The sequence below is a fragment of the Herbaspirillum sp. FG34 genome (genome assembly GCF_057809315.1).
In genome coordinates this window covers 315,860-337,027 of sequence record NZ_JBMDJS010000001.1, presented here as the reverse complement: position 1 = coordinate 337,027, position 21,168 = coordinate 315,860, and the positions used below count along the sequence as shown (strand labels likewise).

The 21,168-nt window shown below is 61.3% G+C and carries 17 protein-coding genes; 9 read left to right on the top strand and 8 right to left on the bottom strand.

What is annotated here, in order from left to right:
- Positions 1-15 precede the first annotated feature (15 nt).
- Positions 16-1,074 (bottom strand): porin, encoded by a 1,059-nt coding sequence (locus ACODSZ_RS01455; RefSeq protein ID WP_488926883.1) that lies wholly within the window; start codon positions 1,072-1,074, stop codon positions 16-18.
- A 338-nt stretch (positions 1,075-1,412) separates the two neighbouring features.
- Positions 1,413-2,990, bottom strand: a complete 1,578-nt coding sequence (locus ACODSZ_RS01450) for a PAS domain-containing sensor histidine kinase (protein WP_175344067.1) — start codon at positions 2,988-2,990, stop codon at positions 1,413-1,415.
- A 227-nt stretch (positions 2,991-3,217) separates the two neighbouring features.
- On the opposite strand from ACODSZ_RS01450, the gene ACODSZ_RS01445 reads away from it, so the two are divergent.
- The 9 genes from ACODSZ_RS01445 (at position 3,218) to ACODSZ_RS01405 (ending at position 12,553) form a co-directional block, all read left to right on the top strand.
- Complete coding sequence (locus ACODSZ_RS01445) at positions 3,218-4,378, top strand: acyl-CoA dehydrogenase family protein (protein WP_488926882.1); 1,161 nt, start codon at positions 3,218-3,220, stop codon at positions 4,376-4,378.
- A gap of 50 nt (positions 4,379-4,428) precedes the next feature.
- Positions 4,429-4,800, top strand: a complete 372-nt coding sequence (locus ACODSZ_RS01440) for a hypothetical protein (protein ID WP_008326725.1) — start codon at positions 4,429-4,431, stop codon at positions 4,798-4,800.
- Positions 4,801-4,802: 2 nt separating this feature from the next.
- Complete coding sequence (locus ACODSZ_RS01435) at positions 4,803-5,546, top strand: SDR family NAD(P)-dependent oxidoreductase (RefSeq protein WP_008326726.1); 744 nt, start codon at positions 4,803-4,805, stop codon at positions 5,544-5,546.
- A gap of 94 nt (positions 5,547-5,640) precedes the next feature.
- A complete protein-coding gene (locus ACODSZ_RS01430) occupies positions 5,641-6,816 on the top strand; it encodes an ABC transporter substrate-binding protein (protein WP_008326727.1) in 1,176 nt (391 codons plus the stop codon).
- Positions 6,817-6,948: 132 nt separating this feature from the next.
- A complete protein-coding gene (locus ACODSZ_RS01425) occupies positions 6,949-7,983 on the top strand; it encodes a branched-chain amino acid ABC transporter permease (protein WP_175344066.1) in 1,035 nt (344 codons plus the stop codon).
- Positions 7,980-9,887, top strand: a complete 1,908-nt coding sequence (locus ACODSZ_RS01420) for a branched-chain amino acid ABC transporter ATP-binding protein/permease (RefSeq protein ID WP_175344065.1) — start codon at positions 7,980-7,982, stop codon at positions 9,885-9,887. Before ACODSZ_RS01425 ends, ACODSZ_RS01420 begins: the two co-directional genes overlap by 4 nt.
- A complete protein-coding gene (locus tag ACODSZ_RS01415) occupies positions 9,877-10,626 on the top strand; it encodes an ABC transporter ATP-binding protein (RefSeq protein WP_175344064.1) in 750 nt (249 codons plus the stop codon). Before ACODSZ_RS01420 ends, ACODSZ_RS01415 begins: the two co-directional genes overlap by 11 nt.
- 29 nt (positions 10,627-10,655) lie before the next feature.
- Positions 10,656-11,738: a ketopantoate reductase family protein gene (locus ACODSZ_RS01410; protein WP_488926881.1), complete on the top strand. Its 1,083-nt coding sequence runs from the start codon at positions 10,656-10,658 to the stop codon at positions 11,736-11,738.
- Positions 11,739-11,776: 38 nt separating this feature from the next.
- A complete protein-coding gene (locus tag ACODSZ_RS01405) occupies positions 11,777-12,553 on the top strand; it encodes a class II aldolase/adducin family protein (protein ID WP_175344062.1) in 777 nt (258 codons plus the stop codon).
- Positions 12,554-12,664: 111 nt separating this feature from the next.
- Here the strand turns inward: ACODSZ_RS01405 and ACODSZ_RS01400 are convergent, their stop codons facing one another.
- The 6 genes from ACODSZ_RS01400 to ACODSZ_RS01375 all read right to left on the bottom strand — a co-directional run bounded on the left by ACODSZ_RS01400 (position 12,665) and on the right by ACODSZ_RS01375 (position 21,118).
- Entirely contained in the window at positions 12,665-13,273 is a 609-nt protein-coding gene (locus ACODSZ_RS01400) for a hypothetical protein (protein ID WP_488926880.1), read from the bottom strand.
- Positions 13,274-13,357: 84 nt separating this feature from the next.
- Positions 13,358-13,918, bottom strand: a complete 561-nt coding sequence (locus ACODSZ_RS01395; RefSeq protein WP_488926879.1) for a hypothetical protein — start codon at positions 13,916-13,918, stop codon at positions 13,358-13,360.
- Positions 13,919-14,051: 133 nt separating this feature from the next.
- Positions 14,052-14,660: a hypothetical protein gene (locus tag ACODSZ_RS01390; RefSeq protein WP_488926878.1), complete on the bottom strand. Its 609-nt coding sequence runs from the start codon at positions 14,658-14,660 to the stop codon at positions 14,052-14,054.
- Positions 14,657-16,906: a M23 family metallopeptidase gene (locus ACODSZ_RS01385; RefSeq protein WP_488926877.1), complete on the bottom strand. Its 2,250-nt coding sequence runs from the start codon at positions 16,904-16,906 to the stop codon at positions 14,657-14,659. The genes ACODSZ_RS01390 and ACODSZ_RS01385 overlap by 4 nt, the downstream gene beginning before the upstream one ends.
- Before the next feature lie 22 nt (positions 16,907-16,928).
- Entirely contained in the window at positions 16,929-19,382 is a 2,454-nt protein-coding gene (locus tag ACODSZ_RS01380) for a type VI secretion system Vgr family protein (RefSeq protein ID WP_488926876.1), read from the bottom strand.
- Positions 19,383-19,807: 425 nt separating this feature from the next.
- Positions 19,808-21,118, bottom strand: coding sequence for a gallate dioxygenase (locus tag ACODSZ_RS01375; protein WP_488926875.1), 1,311 nt, complete (start codon positions 21,116-21,118; stop codon positions 19,808-19,810).
- Between the last annotated feature and the right edge of the window lie 50 nt (positions 21,119-21,168).

Here is a 21,168-nt window from a genome sequence, read left to right as displayed (position 1 = left end):
CCGTCGTCGCTCGTTTCAGAAGCGATGACGAATGCCCAGGCGCACTGCGCTCTGGTTGCCGGTCGATGACTGGATGCCGCCACCGAAGACCGGATAGGCGTTGTAGCCCTTGTCGCGGTCATACACGGCGCTCAGGTACAGGTCGGTGCGCCTGGAGATCTTGTAGTCCACCGTCGCCACCAGCGCCTGGGCATTGCCCACGGCCTGGTTGCGCTTCTGGAACTGGTAGGCCGCTGCCAGATCCCACAGCGGCGTCAACGCATAGACCGTGCCCAGTTCATAGGTGGTGGCCTTGGCACTGGTGCTGGTGTTCTTGACCTGAGTGAGGACGCCGAAGGGTGTGAAGGCACCGATCTGGTAGCGCGCGCCGCCGCCGTAGATGCGCGTGGAGAAGCTGCCGGTGCTGTCCTTGACGTCGGTGTAGGCCAGTGCACCGCTGAAGGCGCCGCTGTCGTACTGGCCCACGGCGCTGACGGTGCGGCCCGCATTGTTGTTGCCAGCCGTTTCGCCCAGGCCGACCATGGCACCGAAGCTCAGGCCACCGAACTTGGCGCTGTTGTACTTGATCGAGTTGTTGGTGCGGTCGCCGCCATAGATGTGGTTGTTCAAGGCCGTGCCGTGGGCGGCATCGGCATGCAGGCCCCAGCCCAGGGAGCCGGCCGGCGACAAGGCGCCCATTGCGTACTGACCACCGATATTGGCCATGAAGTCATACTGGCGGCCCACGCTGATCGATCCCCATTGCTTGCTGCCCAGGCCGACGAAGGACTGGCGGCCGAACAGCAGGCCACCCTGGCCGAGACTGCCGTCATCGGCACCGAAGCCGGTCTCCAGCGTGAAGAAGGCGTTGAGCCCCCCGCCCAGATCTTCTGTGCCCTTGAAGCCGATGCGGCTGCCCTGGGCGATGCCGCTATCCATGCGCAGCAGCGAAGCGCTGCCGCCGCCGGACTTGGTGGCGTTGGAGTAGTAGGTCAGGCCCAGATCGATCAGGCCATAAATGGAGACGCTGCTCTGTGCATGTGCCATCCCCGTGCCGGCCGCGAGCAAGGCGGCGGCCAGTAGTTTCTTCTTCATGTGACAAGGCTCCCTGTGGTGTTGCGGTGTGATGGTCGCGCTGCGTGTCGGAGCAAGCCGATCAGCAGCGACGAACGCAGCCTGTAGTGGTGGAGGTCTGCGTGGCGTGCATGACATCTCGTCATGTGCAGCCATCATAGGAAGCGCATTTGCGTCAGATCAAATTGATGCAGCCGATAGCGGGAATAAGCGTCATTCATGCACGCGGCCGATGTGGCATCGACTCTCGAATCCGGTGCATGAATCGGCCTTCAGGCGGGACAATCGTGCAGAACCTCACCATGCAAGTGCGCGCAATCACCAAGCCGGCGCGTCGCTTGTGAACCCTAAAGCTATCTTTAGGTGTGGCGTTGGACCAACGGCAGCGTGAAGCAGAAGCGAGTGCCGCGTGGCTTCTCCTCTTGCACGTGCGCTGCTGCACCCTGCACCTCTCCGGGTTGTGCCCAGATGTCGCCGCGATGGCGGGCAATGATGTTCTTGCACAGTGCCAGGCCGATGCCGTTGCCGCTGACCTTGGAAGAGAAGAAGCCATCGAAGAGCCGCTCGCGATGACCGGCATCGATACCGCGTCCTTCGTCGGCCACGGTCAGCAAGGCATTGCCGCCGCTACGGGCAGTACCGATGCGTACATGGCGCGCACCCTCGGGGAATGCCGTCATCTCCTCGATGGCATTGAAGGCGAGATTCAAGATCACCTGGCCGATCAGCACCTTCTCGCAACTCACCATCAAGGGCTGCGTCTGCGTTTCGATGTGCAGGTGTACCTTGCTTTCGGCGGCTTTCATTTCGATGAACCAGCGCACCTCCTCGAGGACCGCGTTGAGGTCGATGAGCCCCTCGCTCTGCTCCAGTCGAACCACGTATTCGCGCACGCTCTTGATGATGGTGGCCGCGTGGTCAACCTGGCGGCTGGCGCTTTCCAGTCCCCACACGATCTGCCCGGCCTGTTCGCCCAAAGCCTGGCTGTGGCGGATGCGCAGGACCGAGCCTTCGAGGAAGTTGCGGATCGCCGCCAGCGGCTGCGACAGCTCATGCGCGATGGCCGTCGCCATCTCGCCCATGGCATTGTGACGCGCCAGGTATTCCAGCGCGGCCTGGTCGCGGCGTCGCGCCTCCTCGGCCTCCACCTGGTCCGTGATGTCATGGAAGTGCAGCAGGTGGCCCTTGAGGTCGTTTTCGATCTCGATGTAGCGGCACACCGCATGATGCCAGCGCACCAGCCCATCCTTGCGCAGGATCTGGTAGCGCAGCGGGAAGCTGATCGCGTCCGGCAGCGACAGCGTGAGCAACTCCAGCAATTCCTCGCGCGACTCCGGCAGGCATTGCTCGACGAAGTTCTTGGGCGGATTCTGGCCCGGCCGCACCCCCAGCAGCTTGCGCCCGGCGTCGCTCAGGTATTCGATGCCGCCGTCGGAACGCAGGACCGTCACGCCCTCGTCGGAGTCCTGCATGAATTCCTTGAGGCGACTCTCGAGCTTCTTCATCTCGCGCCGTATCTGTTCCTCGCGCGCAATATCGCGGAACTGCACCATGATGACGTCGCGCTCGGTCAGCGGCACCAGCGTGGCAATGGCTTCCGACAGGATCTCGTCACCGTTCTTGGCGCGGTAGCACCACTCGACCATGTTGCTGCCATGGAGCACGGCATCGTGCAGCCACTTGCGGCCGATCTCGCGGCGGTATTCGTGCGACTGCCGGCTCATGTCCGGGGCCTTCAGGGGCAGCAGTTCTTCCAGCGTGAATCCCAGCACCTGGCAGGCCGAGGGATTGGCCCAGAGGATGGACTTGGTGCGGGCGTCATGCAGGATGATGCACATGGGCAGCGCCTCCATCATGCGGCGGAAATCGTCGAGCCCGAAGCGGATGGTGTCCTCGGGCAGAGCAGGGGAAGGTGGGGCGGCGGATTGTTCGGACATCGCTTCTCTCGGTCATCGCTTCATGATCTGCCGGAGGGTGTTTGCTCCATGGATGCGTTCACGCAAACAAGGGCACACCGGCTTCGCAGTTCGGGAACAGGCCTAGGGGTTTTCTTTAGAAGACTTCACCTATTCCCCTAAAAAAAACTGCAGCGCTCCCGATTGAACCGGGAGGGGCCGCTCCCTACACTCGACTTCATTCTGATGCAAGCCACCTGGAGAATGCAATGTCCGTGATGGAAAACCCGGCCGCGCTGGCGGTCCGTGAAGAAGATGCCCTGGTCCCGCTGCTGGCCGAGATCCGCGCACGCCGCGACGAATTCGCCGCGCAGCGCTTCGTGCCCAGGGATTTCATCGCGCAGTTGAAGAAGGTCGGGGTCTATCGCGCTGCCACCCCGCAGTGCTTTGGCGGCAGCGGCATGTCGCCCATGGATTTCCTGCAACTGATCGAACGGATCTCGGTGGCCGATGCGTCGGTGGGTTGGGTCGCCAGTTTCGGTTCGGCCTCGGTCTACCTGGCCGCCTTGCCCAAGCAAACGCAGGCCAAGTTGTACGCCAACGGCCCGGACCTGACCTTCGCCGGTGGCCTGTTCCCGCTGCAGCCAGCGACCCAGGTTGACGGCGGCTGGATGGTCAATGGCACCTGGAAATTCGGCAGCGGCTGCAAGGGCGCCGATGTCCTGGGCGTGGGTATCGGAGCGGCCATGCCCGGCCAGGCCGGCTCCAAGCCGCGCACCGCCGTGCTGCCGCCGGAGCAGGTCGAGATCATCGACAACTGGGACGTGATGGGACTGGTCGGCACCGGCAGCCATGACCTCAAGGTCAGCCAGCAATTCGTTGCGGATGAGTGGACCTTCATCCGTGGCGGTGCTGCCACCATCGATGAACCGCTGTACCGCTATCCGACCATCGCCTATGCCGCGCAGGTGCTGGCCGTGGTGAACCTGGGCGTGGGACGCGCCGCCATCGACGAGATCAACCAGATCTCCGGCGGTCGTGTGGCCATCACCGGTGCGCCCAAGCTGGCCGACCGTTCCTATGTGCGCATCGAGGTCGCCAAGGCCGAAGCGAAATTGCGTTCGGCGCGCGCCTTCCTCTATGACGCCACCAGCGAAGTCTGGAATTGCATCCTCGCAGGCAACCCCGTCACGCCCGAGCAGGTCAGCCTGCTGCGTCTGACCGCCGTGGAAATTGCCAAGGTCGGCAATGAAGTCACGCAGGCCATGTTCGGCCTGGCCGGCACCACTGCCATCTACAGCAACCACCCGCTGCAGCGCTACCTGCGCGATGCCGCCGTGGTCAAGCAGCACGCCTTCCTGGGCGAGGGCATCTATGACGGTGCCGGTGCGGTCACGCTGGGCGTGCCGCCGATGCCGGGCTTCCTGTAAGCCGCTGCCTTCTCGCATTTTTATTCTCACGTTTTCAGCCCGGAGCCTCCATGAGCCAAATTCCAGACAATGACAAAGAACCGCTGCGCGTCCTCTTCTGTGTCGGCGTGACGCAAAACTTCTTCGACCTGCCCGCCACCGAGACCGGTCCGGTGTGGCAGGCCTATGGCCAGATGATGACCGCCCTGGCCACCATGGACGGCATCAAGGTGCTGGGCACCATGGATGACGATCGCCTGATGGTGGGCAAGTCCGACGACGCTCCCTGGACCTTCTACATCATGGCCGACGTGGTCGACCTTGATACGGTGGTGGCTGCCTGCAACCTGTTCCGCACCACCATGGTTGGTGAACACCGTCTGTGGAAGTACGGCAAGATCGAAGCCCGCGTGGGTCGTGCCCTGATCATTCAGGGCGGCTGATCATGGACAAGAAGATTGCCCTGGTCACCGGCGCCGCACGCGGCCTCGGTGAAAGCATCGCGCGCAAGATGCACGCGGCCGGCTACAAGGTGGCGCTGGCCGACATCGACCTGGAGCAGGTTTCGGCAGTGGCCGCCAGTCTCGACGCAAGCGGCGCCACCGCCATGCCGCTGGCGCTGGATGTGCGCCGCAAGCCCGACTTCATCGCCGCCTGCGATGCCATCGAACTGCGCTGGGGCGGGGCGGCGGTGCTGGTCAACAATGCCGGCCGCTCGCGCGTGGCACCACTCATGGAGATCACTCCCGAGGAGTGGGACGAGGTCACGGCCATCAACATGAAAGGCACGTTTCTTGCGTGCCAGGTGTTCGGCAAACGCTTTGCCGATCGCGGCTACGGACGCATCATCAACATCGCCTCGCTGGCCGGACAGAACGGCGGTACCGCCACCGGTGCGCACTATGCCGCGGCTAAGGGAGCGGTGCTGACGCTGACCAAGGTCTTTGCACGGGAACTGGCGGGGGCGGGGGTGACCGTCAACGCCATCTCGCCGGGTCCGCTGGATTTGCCCATCGTGCGCGAGATCGTCCCGGCCGACAAGCTGGCCGCCACCATCGCCACCATTCCGGTCAAGACGCTGGGCGAACCCGACTTCATCGCCGACGCGGTCCTGCTGCTGGCGTCGCCCGAGGCGGGCTCGGCCACCGGTGCCTGCCTCGACATCAATGGCGGGCTCTACATGCGTTGAGCGGAGCGGCCCTGCGCCGATGTCAGATTGCTGTCCCAGATCGGTGGCGTAGTGGGAAAGCCCGCCATCATCTCAACCAACAAGGGAGAAACACATGCTGCACAAACGTCTGATTGCCACCGCCGCCACTGCCGTCCTGGCCGCTGCCGGAACCCTCGCCAGCGTCGCCGGCAATGCTGCCTTTGCCCAGGTCAGGATCGGGGTCGTGACCTCCTCGACCGGGCCGGTTTCGCTGGTGGGTATTCCGCAAAAGAATACCGTGCCGCTGCTGCCGACCAAGGCCGGTGATCTCAAGATCGAATACATCTCGCTGGACGATGCCAGCGATCCGACCAAGTCGGTCACCGAAGTCAAGAAGCTGATCTCCGAATACAACGTCGATGCCATCATCGGCCCCAGCGGTTCGCCCAATGCCATGGGCGTGATCTCCTTTGTCGCCGAGGCGGGCGTACCCCTGCTGGCCCCGGTCGGTACCGCCGCCGTGGTCCTGCCGATGACGGAGCAGAAGAAGTGGGTCTTCAAGACCACCCAGAACGATGATCTGATTGCCAGCGCGCTGGTGGCGCAGATGGTCAAGAGCAAGATCAGGACGGTGGGTTTCATCACCATCAACGATCCCTTCGGTGAGAACTGGGCCAAGGTCTTCAGTGAGCTGGCCGCCAAGAACAACATCAAGATCGTCGCCAACGAGCGCTATCAGCGCACCGATACCTCGGTGACCGCGCAGACCCTGAAGATCCTCGCGGCCAATCCCGATGCGGTGCTGGTGGCCGCACCGGGTGCCGCCACGGTCCTGCCGCAGACCACGCTGTATGACCAGGGCTACAAGGGCAAGATGTACCAGACCCACGGCGCGGCCTTGCCGGCCTTCCTGCAACTGGGCAAGAACAAGGTCGAGGGCACCATCCTGGCGGCCAGCCTGATGCTGGTGCTGCCGGAGATCCCGGACAGCAATCCCTCCAAGAAGGTCGCCACCGACTACATCGACGCCTACAAGAAGATGTACAACGCCGTGCCCGCCACCTTCGGCGCCAACGTGTATGACGCCGGCCTGCTGCTGGAGAAGGCCATTCCCGTCGCCGCCAAAAAGGCCAAGCCGGGCAGCAGGGAATTCCGGGCCGCCCTGCGTGATGCACTGGAGAATACCAGGGAAGTGGTAGGCACCCAGGGCGTCTACAACATGAGCCCGGCCGACCACAGCGGGTTCGATGAGCGCGGACGCGAACTGATCACCGTCAAGGGTGGCAACTGGACCCTGCTCAAGCCATAAGGACCTTGCCTGCTCCGTCGGCCCCGGCCTCCACGCCGGACCGCCGGAGCGTTTCACCTCCACACGCATCCCGAACCTGGCGCGTCGTTTCCGCTGGATGGCAGCGCGCGCCGGCTCCACAAGGAAGTCGCAATGAATCTCCAAATCGTGGCGCTGCTGGGACAGGACGGCATCACCAACGGCGCCATCTATGCGCTCCTGGCGCTGTCCATTGTCCTGGTCTTCACCGTCACCCGTATTCTGCTGATCCCGCAGGGAGAGTTTGTCTCCTTCGGTGCACTGACCATGGGCATGATGCAGAACGGCCAGCCGCTGACCGTGGCCTGGCTGCTGGTGGCCATGTGCCTGGGCGCCTGCGCCTTCGATCTCTACGACATGTGGCGCACCAGCCGCCGTCGGCCCGGTCTGTGGCTGCCGGCCAAGCTGGTCTATGCCCTGGTCGTGGCGGGTGTCGCCCTCAATGTCAACTTCTCCACCCTGCCCATGCTGGCGCAGATCGTCATGACCCTGCTGCTGCTGGTGCCGATGGGGCCGCTCATGTACCGCATGGCCTTCCAGCCCATCGCCTCAGCCTCGCCGCTGGTGCTGCTGATCGTCTCCATTGCCGTGCATGTGGCCCTGGTCGGGGTGGCGCTGCTGGTGTTCGGCCCCGAAGGCGCACGCACTGCTCCCTTCACCGACGCCAGTCTGGAAGTGGGCAGCCTGCGCTTGTCCAGCCAGGCGCTGTGGGTGATCTGCGTATCGCTGCTGTTGATCGTCGGGCTGTTCCTCATGTTCGAGCGCACGCTCTATGGCAAGGCTCTGCGCGCCGCAGCGCTGAACCGCATGGGCGCGCGCCTCATGGGTATTTCCCCGGTGTTCGCGGGCAAGGCCATGTTCCTGCTGGCCTCGCTCATTGGCGTAATGTCCGGTGTGCTGATTGCCCCCATCACCACGATCTACTATGACTCGGGCTTCCTGATCAGCCTCAAGGGCTTCGTCGGGTCCATCATCGGCGGGCTGGTCAGCTATCCGGTGGCAGCCCTCGGTGCGCTGGCCATCGGTCTGATCGAATCCTTCTCCACCTTCTGGGCCAGTGCCTACAAGGAAATCATCGTCTTCGTGCTGATCATCCCCATCCTGCTATGGCGTTCTCTGTCGACCCGTCACGTGGAGGAAGAAGAATGAAACCCGCTGCTTCCGCCTCTTCTTCCAAACGTCCGCAGGCACGCTTGTCCTCGCGCATGGCGCTGGGCCTGTTCGTGGTCCTGCTGGCGACCGCCCCGTTCGTGCTGCCGCCGTTCACCATGACCTTGTTGAACAACATCGGCCTGGCCTCGCTGGTGGTGCTGGGACTGGTGCTGCTGACCGGTGTGGCCGGCCTGACCAGCTTCGGGCAGGCGGCTTTCGTCGGTCTCGGTGCCTACTTCTCGGCGGCGCTGTCGGCCAAGATCCTGCCGCTGCCCGCGGCCCTGTTGTGGATGCAGTCGCCCTGGGTGGCCCTGGTGGTGGCACTGGTGCTCACCGCCTTGCTGGCCTATGCCGTGGGCAGCGTCACGCTCAAGCTCTCCGGCCACTACCTGCCGCTGGGCACCATCGCGTGGGGCATCAGCCTGTATTTCATCTTCGGTACGCTGGAGAGCATGGGCGGCCAGACCGGCATGTCCGGCATTCCCTCCATCAGCTTCTTCGGCATCGTGCTCAGTTCCGACCGCGCCATGTTCGGTCTGATCTGGGTGGCCGTGCTGTCGGGCGTGGCGGCCTTGAGCAATTTGCTGGATTCGCGCGAGGGCCGTGCCATCCGCGCGCTCAAGGGTGGCATCGTGATGGCCGAGGCCATGGGCATCGATACGGCGCGCATGCGTATCGTGGTGTTCGTCATCGCGGCCGTGCTGGCGGCGCTCTCGGGCTGGCTGTACGTGCACATGCAGCGCTTCGTCAATCCGTCTCCCTTCGGCCTGGGCTTTGGCATCGACTACCTCTTCATGGCGGTGCTGGGCGGGGCCAGCCATGTCTGGGGTGCGGTGCTGGGTTCCACCCTCATCGTGGTACTCAAGGAGTGGCTGCAGGGCATCCTGCCGGTGGTGCTGGGGCGCTCTGGCAACTTCGAGACCATCGTCTTCGGGCTCTTGATCGTGGTGCTGCTGCAGCGTTCGCGCGATGGCCTTTGGCCTTATCTGGCGCGGCTGGTGCCGGTGCGCAGCCGGCGGCTGGAGATCGATCCGCAAGCCGAAGCGCTGCCGCGCCGCCCCATGCCTGCACCGCAGGAGGTGGTGCTGGATGTGCGGGAGGTGACCCGCAAGTTCGGCGGCCTGGTGGCCAACAACAACATGAGCCTGAAAGTGATGGCCGGTGAAGTGCTGGCCCTGATCGGCCCCAATGGCGCGGGCAAGTCCACGCTCTTCAACCAGATTTCCGGTGTCGATACACCGACCTCGGGCAGCGTGCAGTTCCGTGGCCATGAGGTCACCGGTCGCGGTTCGCGTCATATCGCCGGGCTGGGCATGAGCCGCAGTTTCCAGCACGTGCGCCTGATGCCGCGCATGACGGTGCTGGAGAACGTTGCCATCGGTGCCTACCTGCGCGGCCAGCGTGGGGTGCTTGCCTCCATGCTGCGCCTGGATCGCCAGGAAGAAGCCCGCATCCTGGCCGAAGCCGCCCGCCAGATCGAGCGGGTCGGCCTGAAGGCGCAGATGTTCGAACAGGCGGGTGCGCTCTCGCTGGGTCAGCAGCGCATCCTGGAAATCGCCCGTGCCCTGGCCGCCGATCCCTGCCTGCTGCTGCTCGATGAGCCCGCTGCCGGCCTGCGCCTGGGAGAGAAGCAGGCGCTGGGCGAGCTGCTGCGCAAGCTGCGCGGCGAGGGTATGGCCATCCTGCTGGTGGAGCACGACATGGATTTCGTCATGGAACTGGTGGACCGCATCGTGGTGATGGACTTCGGCCAGAAGATCGCCGAGGGCCTGCCGGAAGAGATCCAGAACAACCGCGCCGTGCTGGAAGCCTATCTGGGCGTGGCCGACGAGGAACAGGCTGCGCCCGCCGACACGGCCATGGGCCAGGCCATTGCAGCAGGAGCACATCATGGGCAATAAGGTATTGGAAGTGCGCGATCTGTCGGCCGCCTATGGCCGGGTGCAGGTACTGACCGGGATCGACCTGTCGGTGGAGCAGGGCAAGATCGTCACCGTGATCGGCCCCAATGGCGCGGGCAAGACCACGCTGCTCTCGGCCATCATGGGGGTGCTCCCCTCGCGCGGCGCGATGGCCTTTGACGGGACCATCCGCCATTCGCCGGAAGTGGAAGAGATGGTGGCTGCCGGCATGACCCTGGTGCCGGAGAAGCGTGAGCTGTTCGCGGAGATGAACATCGAGGACAACCTGATGCTGGGCGCTTTCCAGCGTTACCGCACCGGCCAGCGCGATCACGCGGCCACGCTGGAAGAAGTCTATTCGCTCTTTCCGCGCCTGCGCGAGCGCCGTAGCCAGCAGGCCGGCACACTCTCCGGCGGTGAGCGCCAGATGCTGGCGGTGGGCCGTGCACTGATGGCCAAGCCGCGCCTGTTGATGCTGGATGAACCGAGCCTGGGTCTGGCGCCGCTGATCGTGCGCGAGATCTTCCGCATCATCGCCGAGCTGCGCCGGCGGGGCGTTTCCATCCTGCTGGTGGAACAGAACGCACGGGCTGCGCTGCAGGTGGCCGATTACGGCTATGTGCTGGAAAACGGCGAGATCCGCATGCACGGACCGGCCAGCCAGCTGGCCAACGACCGTCGCGTGATCGAGGCTTACCTGGGCTTGTCCGGCAAGCATCAGGACAAGCTGGCTGGTTGAACATCTTCCTGATTGATTGAGTGATTGCCATGAGCAATGCAACTTTCCCCTCTGCTGCATCACCTGTTGCGCCCTTGCGCATCTGCGTCGCCGGTGCCGGCGCCATCGGCGGCACCCTGGCCGTACGCCTGTCGGCAGCCGGTCATCAGGTCAGCGTCTTGGCGCGCGGCCAGACGCTGCAGGCCATCCGCGAGCGTGGCCTGAGCCTGCATGACCTGCACGGCACCACGCACGCCCGTCCGGTTGCCAGTGACGTCCCGGAGTTTGGCCAGCAGGACGTGATTTTCCTGTGTGCCAAGAGTCAGGACATGTCAGCCTTGCTGCCCCGGATCGCGTCCATGGTGGGCGAAGAAACGGTAGTGATCCCGACCAGCAATGGCGTGCCGTGGTGGTATTTCCATCGCGAGGGCGGGCGCTTCGAGGGCGAGACCGTCAAGGCGGTTGATCCCGACGGGGCTCTTGCGCGTGCCGTTGCGCTGGACCGCTTGATTGGCAGCGTGCTCTTCATCACGGCCGAGGTCGAGAGCCCGGGCGTGATCCGTTGTGTCAATCCGCACCTGATGGTGCTGGGCGAGCCTTCCGGCGAGATGAGCGAGCGGCTCATGCGCGTGCGTGCGGCGGTGGAGGCCGCCGGGATCGAAGCCCGCGCTACGGATCGCATCCGCGACAAGCTGTGGACCAAGATCATCGCCAACATCAGCACCAATCCTTTATCGGTCATCACGCAAGGCACCTTGCAGCAACTGTACGGCTTGCCGGAATTGCGCGAGGTAGTCAGCCAGATCATGCGCGAGACCCTGCTGGTGGCCTCCAGCCATGGTGCACGGGTGGATATCGATCCGCTCACCTTCGTGCAACTGGGCGAGGCCATGGGGGCGTTCCGTACCTCGATGCTGCAGGATCTGGAACGGGGCCGGCCATTGGAACTGGCGGCCATTGGCGATGCGGTGCTGGAGATGGCCGAGCGTTATGGCATCCCGATGCCGATCACGCGCGCCATCGTGTCGCTGGCGCGTTTTCGCGGCGAGGCGGCGCAGCAGCATAAAGAGCAGACAGGACAACAGAGAGCGCAGCAGACACAACAACCGCAGCCGGCGGCACGGGCCGCCTGAGCGCGATCACCTCATTTACGGATTCAGGAGTCAAATCGATGAATATCATGCAATTCAGCTATGGCGCAGATAAGCCATCCCACTGCAGCGACGAGGAATGGGCGCTGCGCATCCAGCTGGCGCACTGTTACCGGCTGGTGGATTACCTGGGCTGGACGGAGATGATCTTCAACCATATCTCGGTGCGCGTGCCGGGGCCGGAGCATCATTACCTGGTCAATCCCTTTGCGCTGAACTACAACGAAGTGACGCCGGCCAATCTGCTCAAGGTAGGGCTGGATGGGCAACTGGCCGAACCCTCGGACTACAAGGCCAATCCGGCGGGGTTTGCGCTGCACAGTGCCATCCATGGTGCACGCGATGACTTGCGCTGCGTGATCCATACGCATACCACGCCGATCTCGGCGGTGACGATGAAGAAGAGCGGCTTCGAGCACAACGATTTCTATGGGGCGCAACTGTTCGGGCGGATCGGGTATCACGAGTTCGAGGGGATTACGCTGTTTGCGGAGGAGAAGGAGCGCATGCTGCAGAGCCTCGGGGACAAGCACATCCTGGTCTTGCGCAATCACGGGGTGGCGGTGTGCGAGAGCGATATCCAGCGCGCCTTCTTCCTGTTGTGGACGGTGCAGCGGGCGGCCGAGATCCAGGTGGCGGGACGGTCGATGGCGGGTGAGGATCAGCTGTTGCCGGATGAGGTAAGGCAGAAATGCGCGGACCTGACGCAGCAGCTCATTCGCAATGACGGGTTTGCGGTGATTTTCTTTGAGGCGATTGTGCGCAAGATGTTGAAGGGGGTTTATCAGGTCGGTTGATTTTTGAGGCGGATTAATGGGGCGGCTGGGCTGGTGGATCTGGACAGCCAAGCGTTGGTGCAGGCCACTGCGGCCGCCCTTTGTTCGAATTCGCTTTGACTTTTTCCAAGGTTATTGACTCGATTTTTTGTTGACCCTGTTTCCTACCTGGATCCATAAAGCTTTAACGTCCGAGAGTTTCGTTATTTGCTTGCGTTTTACGTGGTCTGATAAGTGAAACAGGCTGTAGATGAAGACGCCTTTTCGCATCTCATACAAAGCGTTGTGGCATGTGCTCGTGGCGCGATAAACGGGACCATCCTCCATGTAGCAGTCCGATTCTGCGGCGTAATTCTTGATCGGCTTCAGGATAAATGGCGTCATTGGGTAGAGGGAGAGGGGCGTGACGCGCCAATAGCCGACTTCATATTTGCTTCGGTCGGCCCAGTCTTCTTCTTCGGGGACTTCATCGCGAATTCCTACATCAGAAATATATTCCTTGTTGATGGTCAGGCACAATTTTCCGATCCATTGTTTTGTGATCTTTGAATGGAAAATCGCACAGTAAGTATTTGGATAATTTTGATTCTGTTGCTTCATGCTCTTTGCCAAGCGCCATGTATTCGGGATGGTCATGTCTCGCATTAGCTCGGTCGCCTCCGCCAGGGTGATGATTTGGGAAAATGCAGGTTGAATGCTTATCAGCAGATAAAGAAAGACAAGTATTTTGATGGCTTGCATATACGTCCGGTTCGTTGTCTGTGGCGTGCGCTGTCTTGGGTTATCGTCTGGCGCAGAGGGGGGCGGGGCTGCCCATTTCTTCATTCATGGCTTGGATCTTTTGCTGATCTTCTTTCCGACGTGAGTCCACAGGTTTTTGATGTCCGAGACATAGGCCTTGCGTTGGCGATTCACGTCATCGGAAATATGGAAGACGCTGTGCAGGAAGACACCCTCGCGCAGTTGATAATAGGCGGTGTGGCAGGTGCTGGTTGGCCGATTCCCCCGCTCATCAAGACTACAATCCACCTCGGCCGCATAATTCTTTATGGGATCGAGGATGAATGGCGTCATCGGATAGATGAACATGGGGGTGACGCTCCAGTAACCAATTTCTTCTTTGCTTCGGTCACCCCAATGCTCTTCATCAGGTACTTCGTCCCAGACACCCATGTCAAAGCGAGCCTCTTCGCTAGAAGAAATGCAGAAATTTCCAAGCCATTTTTTTCGCTCTTTTGACAAGAAGACCGTGCAATATGTATCGGCGGACCTGGTGTTCCATGGAGAAGGTTTTTTCGAGATGATCCATGTCTTGGGAATATTCAGGTCTTTTTTCACCAAGGTCAGATCGTCGGGAGACAAAGTCGCAGTTTTGCCGGAATTCATTAGGGAGATCCCGAGAAGAAGCAGGGAGTACGTGGACGTGCGCATTTGATTTTTTAGTTGCTAATTGTTGATGGCGTTTGCCGAGAAGGACTTGATCGACAGAGGGGATTTGTAGAGCCTGCTGAATGTGGTATCAGCGGCTGGATTGTTTTCTTGCCTTATTTCCCACCTGAAACCAGAGGGCACGGATGTCCGAAATTTTTACCTTCTGCTTGCGCTTCACGTTGTCAAATACGTGAAAGATGCTGTAGATGAAGACCCCTGGACGCATCTCATAAAGCGTGGTGTGGCACATGCTGGTGGCGCGATAGACTGGACCGTCTTCCATATAGCAGTCCGATTCTGCGGCGTAGTTCTTGATCGGCTTCAGGATGAATGGCGTCATCGGGTAGATGGAGAGTGGTGTGACGCGCCAGTAGCCGACTTCGTATCGACTGCGATCGGCCCAGTCCTCCTCCTCCGGGACTTCGTTCCAAATGCCCATGGTTTGGATGAAATCTTGGTTTGATGTGAGGCACAGTTCGCCGAGCCATCGTTTGCTCTTCCGTGATGAAAAAACTGTGCAATAAGTTTCGCGAAATTCCTTTCCTAGTGGTGCCATATTTTTTTTAATATGCCACGTGGCTGGAATATGCAGATCGTGCCTTAGTAGGGCTGAATCCTTTGTGGAAAGTTCTTTTGCCGAAACTGGTGGAACAAACGCCGCGAGGAGAGTGAAGAAGAGAATTCGAATTCTGTTCATTGTTTGTCATCCATCAATATGTTCTGTGCCCAGATAGTCTCCTTCAGGCGCTCGTCCAGTTGATTGGGCTTTCCAGTAGTTTTGTTAATTCCGTTGATCGCCGCTGCCACAGCTTGGACGGTCGTCTGACTGATAGTTGAAGTTGTTAACTTCAAGTTGATGGTCTTGAATTTGTTGTCCTGTGCACCAGCCGTCCAATACCATCCGCCTGAATCCACTGCGTTATAGACATTGATCGAAAGTCTTTGCGGGGCCGGGATTTTCGGCGCCTTTTGGGGCTCGGATGGTTTCCACCAAGTTGTCGAAAATGAGGTGGGAGATAGCCATCCCCGATACACCCAATACTTCCCGTAATTCTCCCTTCCCGTCAGTTGCTTGATCCCACGCCCTCTGAACTTGGGCCCATCTTCGGGCTCGATATTGCCGAGCTTTCCCGCCAGATATTTGAGATAGCCGGGTTCCTTGGGCGCATAAAACCCTGCGTCCTCAGGCTGAAAGCTTTCATGCGTCGGATTCTTGGCGAAGCTCACCGATCCCTCCGCCATCATCACGAGATAGTTGCATTCAACCGCCCCTTCCCCGAGAAAATGCGTCATCCGCACCGGTGAATTGATCAGGTACTTGCGCATCACCTTGTTGATGTCATTCCGGTAGGTTTCCCGAATAGAGGCCGGGGTGCGCTGGCGTCCCTCTGCCTCCAGCGCCTTCAACGGATATTTCTCATCCGGATAGATGCGCGCTAGGTCCTTTGCGGTCAACCAGGCGCATTTGCGGAAGTGGCGAATGAATTCCTTCGGATGCCAGTGCCAGTGATTTCTGGGCAGCTCAGTACCCCCGGGCCAGAAGGCAAGGGCGCTGATATGTGCACGCAAGGCGTCAAAGTCCGTGTTGCTCAACGGCGTTGGATTTTCTGCGGTGCTGGTCTTCAACCATCCCCAGCGCGCCTCGATCGTGCTGCTATCCCACTCAGTTGGAAACCGCGCAATGACCCGGCGCAATCTGTAGGCCATATCCGCTTCGGCCAGCCTGGACCTGGCTTCTGCCGGCTGGATACGTCCATCCTTGTCGGTATCGAGCCAGCCCCGGATCGTCCGCGAACCACAGCGGCTATCCTGGTCGGTATCGTCATGGATGAGGCGCCACTGTTTCCAATCCGGAAAATCGGCATCGCTGAACTTGCGGACGTTGGCGGCATTCAGGTTGATCCAGCCTTCTCCGCCAGGATAAGACAGCTTTCTCCAATGGGGCAGGCTGGCGGATGGCAGCTTGTCCGGCCCGATCACGCGGCCAAAACGCAGCAGTTCATACACGGCGCTCGGGGCAGGGCGCTGCGCTTCGAGACAGGCGTTGGCGATCCGGACCGCATGCTTGTAGAGATCGGCTTCGCCATCCTTTTCCCTGAGGGGCGTGCCAGTCCTCGTCCCGTCCATCGCGTAAGTGGTGAGCACCGCTTCCCCGGTGCTGGCGACGTTGCCCTCGGCGCCGGGATAGCACACGCCCAGGATCATGTCACTCGCGGTGATGTGCGCGGCAGAGAGCGCAACAGGGGGATCCGGCTCCTTGTCGCGCGATGGACGGATCGGTTTCGGTGGGGCCGTCAATGCCTGCGCGGAGTGTGCCAGCGGCGGTTTGTCGTAGACCGGCGTCCCGGCAGGGATATGAAAATGGATTTCGCCAAAGATCACGTCGCTTCGTCCGTCCGACGTGAGCGGCAACGGACCTGAAGCGCGGCCCGTGAGCCTGGCGAGATTGGCATCGTCGCAAATGATTTCGAAGTGCATGCGCCCCATCTCTCCATCGATGTAGCCTACGTTGCCGATGACCTCCTTTCGATGCAGGAAGCGATTGACGCGCGCGGCCGGTGCGATGGCATGCAGGTGCATGTAGAGGCTGAAGAAGACGACACGTGCCTGTTCCCCTTCGCCGATCTCCGCTTCATGCCTGATGACGACCACGCCATCGCTGGTGGCGCCGTTGTACATGAGGGGATGCTCGGACGGCAGGTTGGGCAAGCCTTTCGTGGGCGGACGCACAAACACGATGGTGCCATCCGCAATGGCCCGCACGGGTTCATGGGCGTTGCCTGTCTTCGGAGCGCTCAGATGTATTCCGCCATGCCACCCGAGATTGAAACTGACCGGGAAAGCGCCCCGGCCGGGCGCATCGCCGTTCATGGCCATATCAAGCCATTCGTCTTCGGTCTGTTGCTCCGTGCGCGGCGGCAGGAAAGGGGGACTGATCAGCATGATGCCCTCGTTGAAGAAAAATTTACTGCGAATAGGGATAGCGTTTCGGCAGATTCAAGTCACTCGCGGGCAGCAAGGGCATCGCATACGACAGGCGCGCCGGACCCGTCATCGCATGCTGCGATGCCTTGGCTTCCCATGTGCCAGCTGTTCCGTGCGTGATTCCGGAGGCGTTGATCCGGATGAAGGAACCTCCTGCCGAAATCACTACCTCGTCTTTCGCATGAATCTCGACGCGCCCGCTCGTGGACAGCAGCCGGGCCACCTTCTCCGCGATGAGATCCAGATCGTCGCTCTGCGCCTGTACCTCCACCTTGCCCTTGGCGGAGAACAGCTTGATCCCGGCCTTGAAGGCGAACAGGCCGATCTTCTCGGCCACGCTGGCCAGCAGGCTCTTCCCGGCTGCGATGCTGGTATCCGTTCCCGATGACAACGTGAGCTCCGCACCAGCATGCGCATGTACGCCTTTGGACGTAGTCAGGCCAATGCCATCCGGCGAGGCCGCCAGCAGAATGGCCTGCTTGAAACGATTGGCCTGCGCCTGCGACGGATCCTCGTAATCCGCCTGGGTGGCATCGATGAAGTCGCGCAATGACTCATGCCCCGCGAGTGCTTCAGCGCCCGCTTTCGCTGCCGTCTCCGACAAGGTCCTGCTGAGGGTTGCGCCGGACTTCAGCTGGCCGGTAGCCTCCCTTGCATCAAGTTGCGTTCCCTGTGCGCCTGGCCGTCCATAGGTGCTGATGTACAAGCCCTTGTGCGTGACGATGGCGCCGTAGGCATCGGTACTGAGCGCGAAGCCGCTACCGAAGAAGTGGCGGCGCTCGTTGCCGGTCTGGCTGACCAGATGGCCGAGATTCAATTGCGCATGGGTATTGGTGCTGTAGAGATGAATCCGGTTCTGCTCAGGGGTGTCGTCCATCACCATCTGGTTGAAGCCGGTGCCGCCGAATTCCTTGGACTTCACACCCGATAGCCGACCGTTGCTGTGCCACTGCGGACGCTGTTCCCCATTGAACAAGCGCCCGGTCACCACCGGCCGATCCGGGTCGCCGTTGAGGAAGGACACGATGACTTCCTGCCCGATGCGCGGTACCTGGATGGCACCCCAGTACTCGCCGGCATTGGGGTAACTCACCCGCATCCAGCAGGACGCTGCCTCGTTGCCAGGATTGATCCGGTCCCAGCGGAACTGGACCTTGACGCGATCGAGCTGATCGGTATGGACCTCTTCTCCGGCAGGCCCGACGACGATGGCGGTTTGCGGCAACATGAGCGGCTTCTGATGAGTACGTGCAGGGCGAAACGGCAGCTTGCGGCGTTGTACCTCGACGCGATTGAAGCAATGGCCGGTGTGCTCATTGCCCTCTTCGCCGATGTCCCGTTCGCGCCCGATGGACTGCTTGAACGTCTTCAGTGCAGGACTCAGGCTGCCCGGAAAGTCCAGCGCCTGATGCGACAGGGGAAGATTGTTCTCGATGAACCAGTCGATGGCGAGGATGACGAACTGGCGTTCGCTCTGCGCCTCCTTCCGGTGCAGCGGATGCTCCTCCAGGCTGAACCAGCGTCCACAAGCCAGATTGCGCACACCTGAGACGGCAGCGTAGCGCTGCATGGAGGATTCCCACTGCTCCACTTGCAGGTCGGCCTGTCGATTGCCTTGTGCCTGCTGCGCAAAACTGTAAGCACCGGTGTACTCATACATCTCCAGCTGTGCGGGCAGCTGGCCGTATTCGGGCATCACCTGTTCTTCGGCCTCCTTCTGCATGCGAGGCGATTTGTAGTCGTCGCTGCGGCCCCGCCAGGATGTCGAGGCGAGCGTGCGGCTCGCGCTCCAATGCAGGATCTTGTCGAGCTCGTCGCGCGGGCCGGCGCGGTGGAAGGCAAGGTCTTGCTGCGGCAATCCGGGCAGGCTCCACGTATTGTCGGTGATGACCAGAACGTGGCCGCTGCCGTCTTCCCGCTGCTCATGATGGGCGAACCAGCCTTCTTCTTCCATGAGGCGCTGGACGAAATGCCAGTCGGTTTCGTACTGGGTGCAATAGGATCGGGTAAGAGAAGGCCGCTCCAGTTCAAAGCGATACTGCCCCCGCGCCTGTGGATGGCAGTCGAAGACGTCCGCAAGAATGTCTTCGGTGGTCTTGTCCTGCCAGATGCGCGCATCCTTGCGAAAGCGCAGGAAATGCAGCCAGGACGAAAACGCAAGCTGGCAAAAGTCGATGTCGCCGTCACTGCCCAGGCGCCTTGCGCTATGCACGTAGCCATGCAGGGGCAGCGTGTGGCCCTGGTGTTGTCTGATCCATAGGGTGACGGGCTGGGCAATCAACTGCTCCAACGCTATGCCGACCTCCGTGGCCAGTACATCGATGCTGACCTCGTAGCCATGACTCAGGCGCTCAGTGGCGATGAGCCGTTGTGGCAGCAGGATGTCGGTCCCGAGCGGCGAGTCCAGCTGGAGCAGCCGGCGATGCTGCGTCATGCGCGCTTGGGAGCGAGATGAATCTTTCTGCGAGGGGGAGGGCATGCGATGCGACTTCCAGAGCGAATTTGCGCATTCCGAAACATGCCAGTGAACAAACAGGAGAAAACGCACTACCTCTTGCGAAGTGCGTACACGCTCTGCTTGAACGAAGAGGTTCCGGATGCGGCCTATGCCCGTGGACTCATCGATGCAGCAGAGGCCCCGAGCGACGAAGGCGACAGTCTCCGATGCACGAAGCGCTTTCTCAATGGAAGAAATTCTATTTTTCTGATGATTAGCATTGCTGCTTTCAGTGCGTAACAGTCAAGATAGATCGTCGCTTTTGATGAAATGACGATATGTGTTGAATGGTAACGCCCATAAAAAATCGCGCCGCTCCGAGGGAGGGCGCGATGCCTGGTACGTCAGCAAGCAAAAGACGCTTACTTTGTCCCGGTCTTGTTCCTCCAGTCGGCCGCCTTGTCCGACGCCGCTCCCGCCACCGAGTACAGCGCGCCTGGTGCATTGCGCGTCTTCTGGAATTCTTCCAGCGACTGCCCGCGCATGGCCGCGTAGATATGCAGGTTCGATACGCCGACCACCGCGCCCAGCTTTTCCAGCAGGAAGAAGATCACGCCATAGCGGATCATGGCCTGCCAGTCGCGACGGCTGATCATGTCGCTTTCTTCCTGTGTCAGGCCGGCTTGCTCATAGGTCGCCTGCGGATCAGCCAGGAAGCGCTCACGGAACGCCGGCTGGATCAGCTGGTACAGGTAGCGGTTGATGCGGTAGCGGGTGTTGGCCGTTTCCAGCGTGAAGGGGTAGGTGCCGGCAAGCTGCTCTATCCCTTTCAGCTGGTGTGCCACGTGCTCCCGATGGCGCTGCGTTTCGGCGGCCTGCAAGGCCGTATCGACCATGACCGCCGGTTCATAGACGGCCACCGCAATACCCGTCATGGAGGGCAGGTAATACTCGCGATGCAGGCAGTTCACACCCGCCGGCATGGCGCCGCGCATGATGAGCCACATGATGACCTCGGCACTTTCCAGTCCGCCCAGGGTCGCCAGCTCGGCATGGGTCAGGCGGGTCAGGGCTTCCGGGTCGTGCTGCAGCAGGTCCAGGAACTGGTGGTCCCACGGGGTATTGTTGAAGCCGGCGCGCTCGCCATGCACCTGATGCGACAGCCCGCCGGTGGCGACGATGACCACATCGAGGTCTTCCGGATAGCTTTCGATGGCGCGGCGCAGACCCTGGCCCAGCTTGTAGCAGCGGCGTGCGGTCGGGATCGGGAACTGCAGCACGCCGACCTGCAGCGGGATGATCTGGCCGGGCCAACCCTCCTGGTGCGGCCACAGCATCGACAAGGGCGAGAAGCACCCATGGTCCAGCGGCTTGTTCTGGAAGAAGGCCATGTCGAATTCATCGGCCATGAGCGAGCTGCCGATATGGCGCGCCAGCGCGGCATGGCCACCAACGGCGGGCAGCTTGCGGGCACCCCCGCCTTCGTCGGCGACCTGGTACTCGCTGCCCACCCCCAGGGCAAAGGCGGAGTAATGGTCGAAGAAGAAGGAGCTCACGTGGTCGTTGTAGACCACCAGCAGCACGTCCGGTTGCTTCTCTTTCAGCCATTGCTGCACCGGCTCGTAAGCCTTGAAGATGGGCGCCCAGACCGCATCGTGCTGCTTGTTGGCATCCAGCGCGAAGCCGATGGTCGGTGTGTGGGAGGTGGCGATGGCGCCGACGATGTTGGCCATGACGATTTATTCCTGTAACAGATGAATCCGATGTGATTGATGCAGCGGCT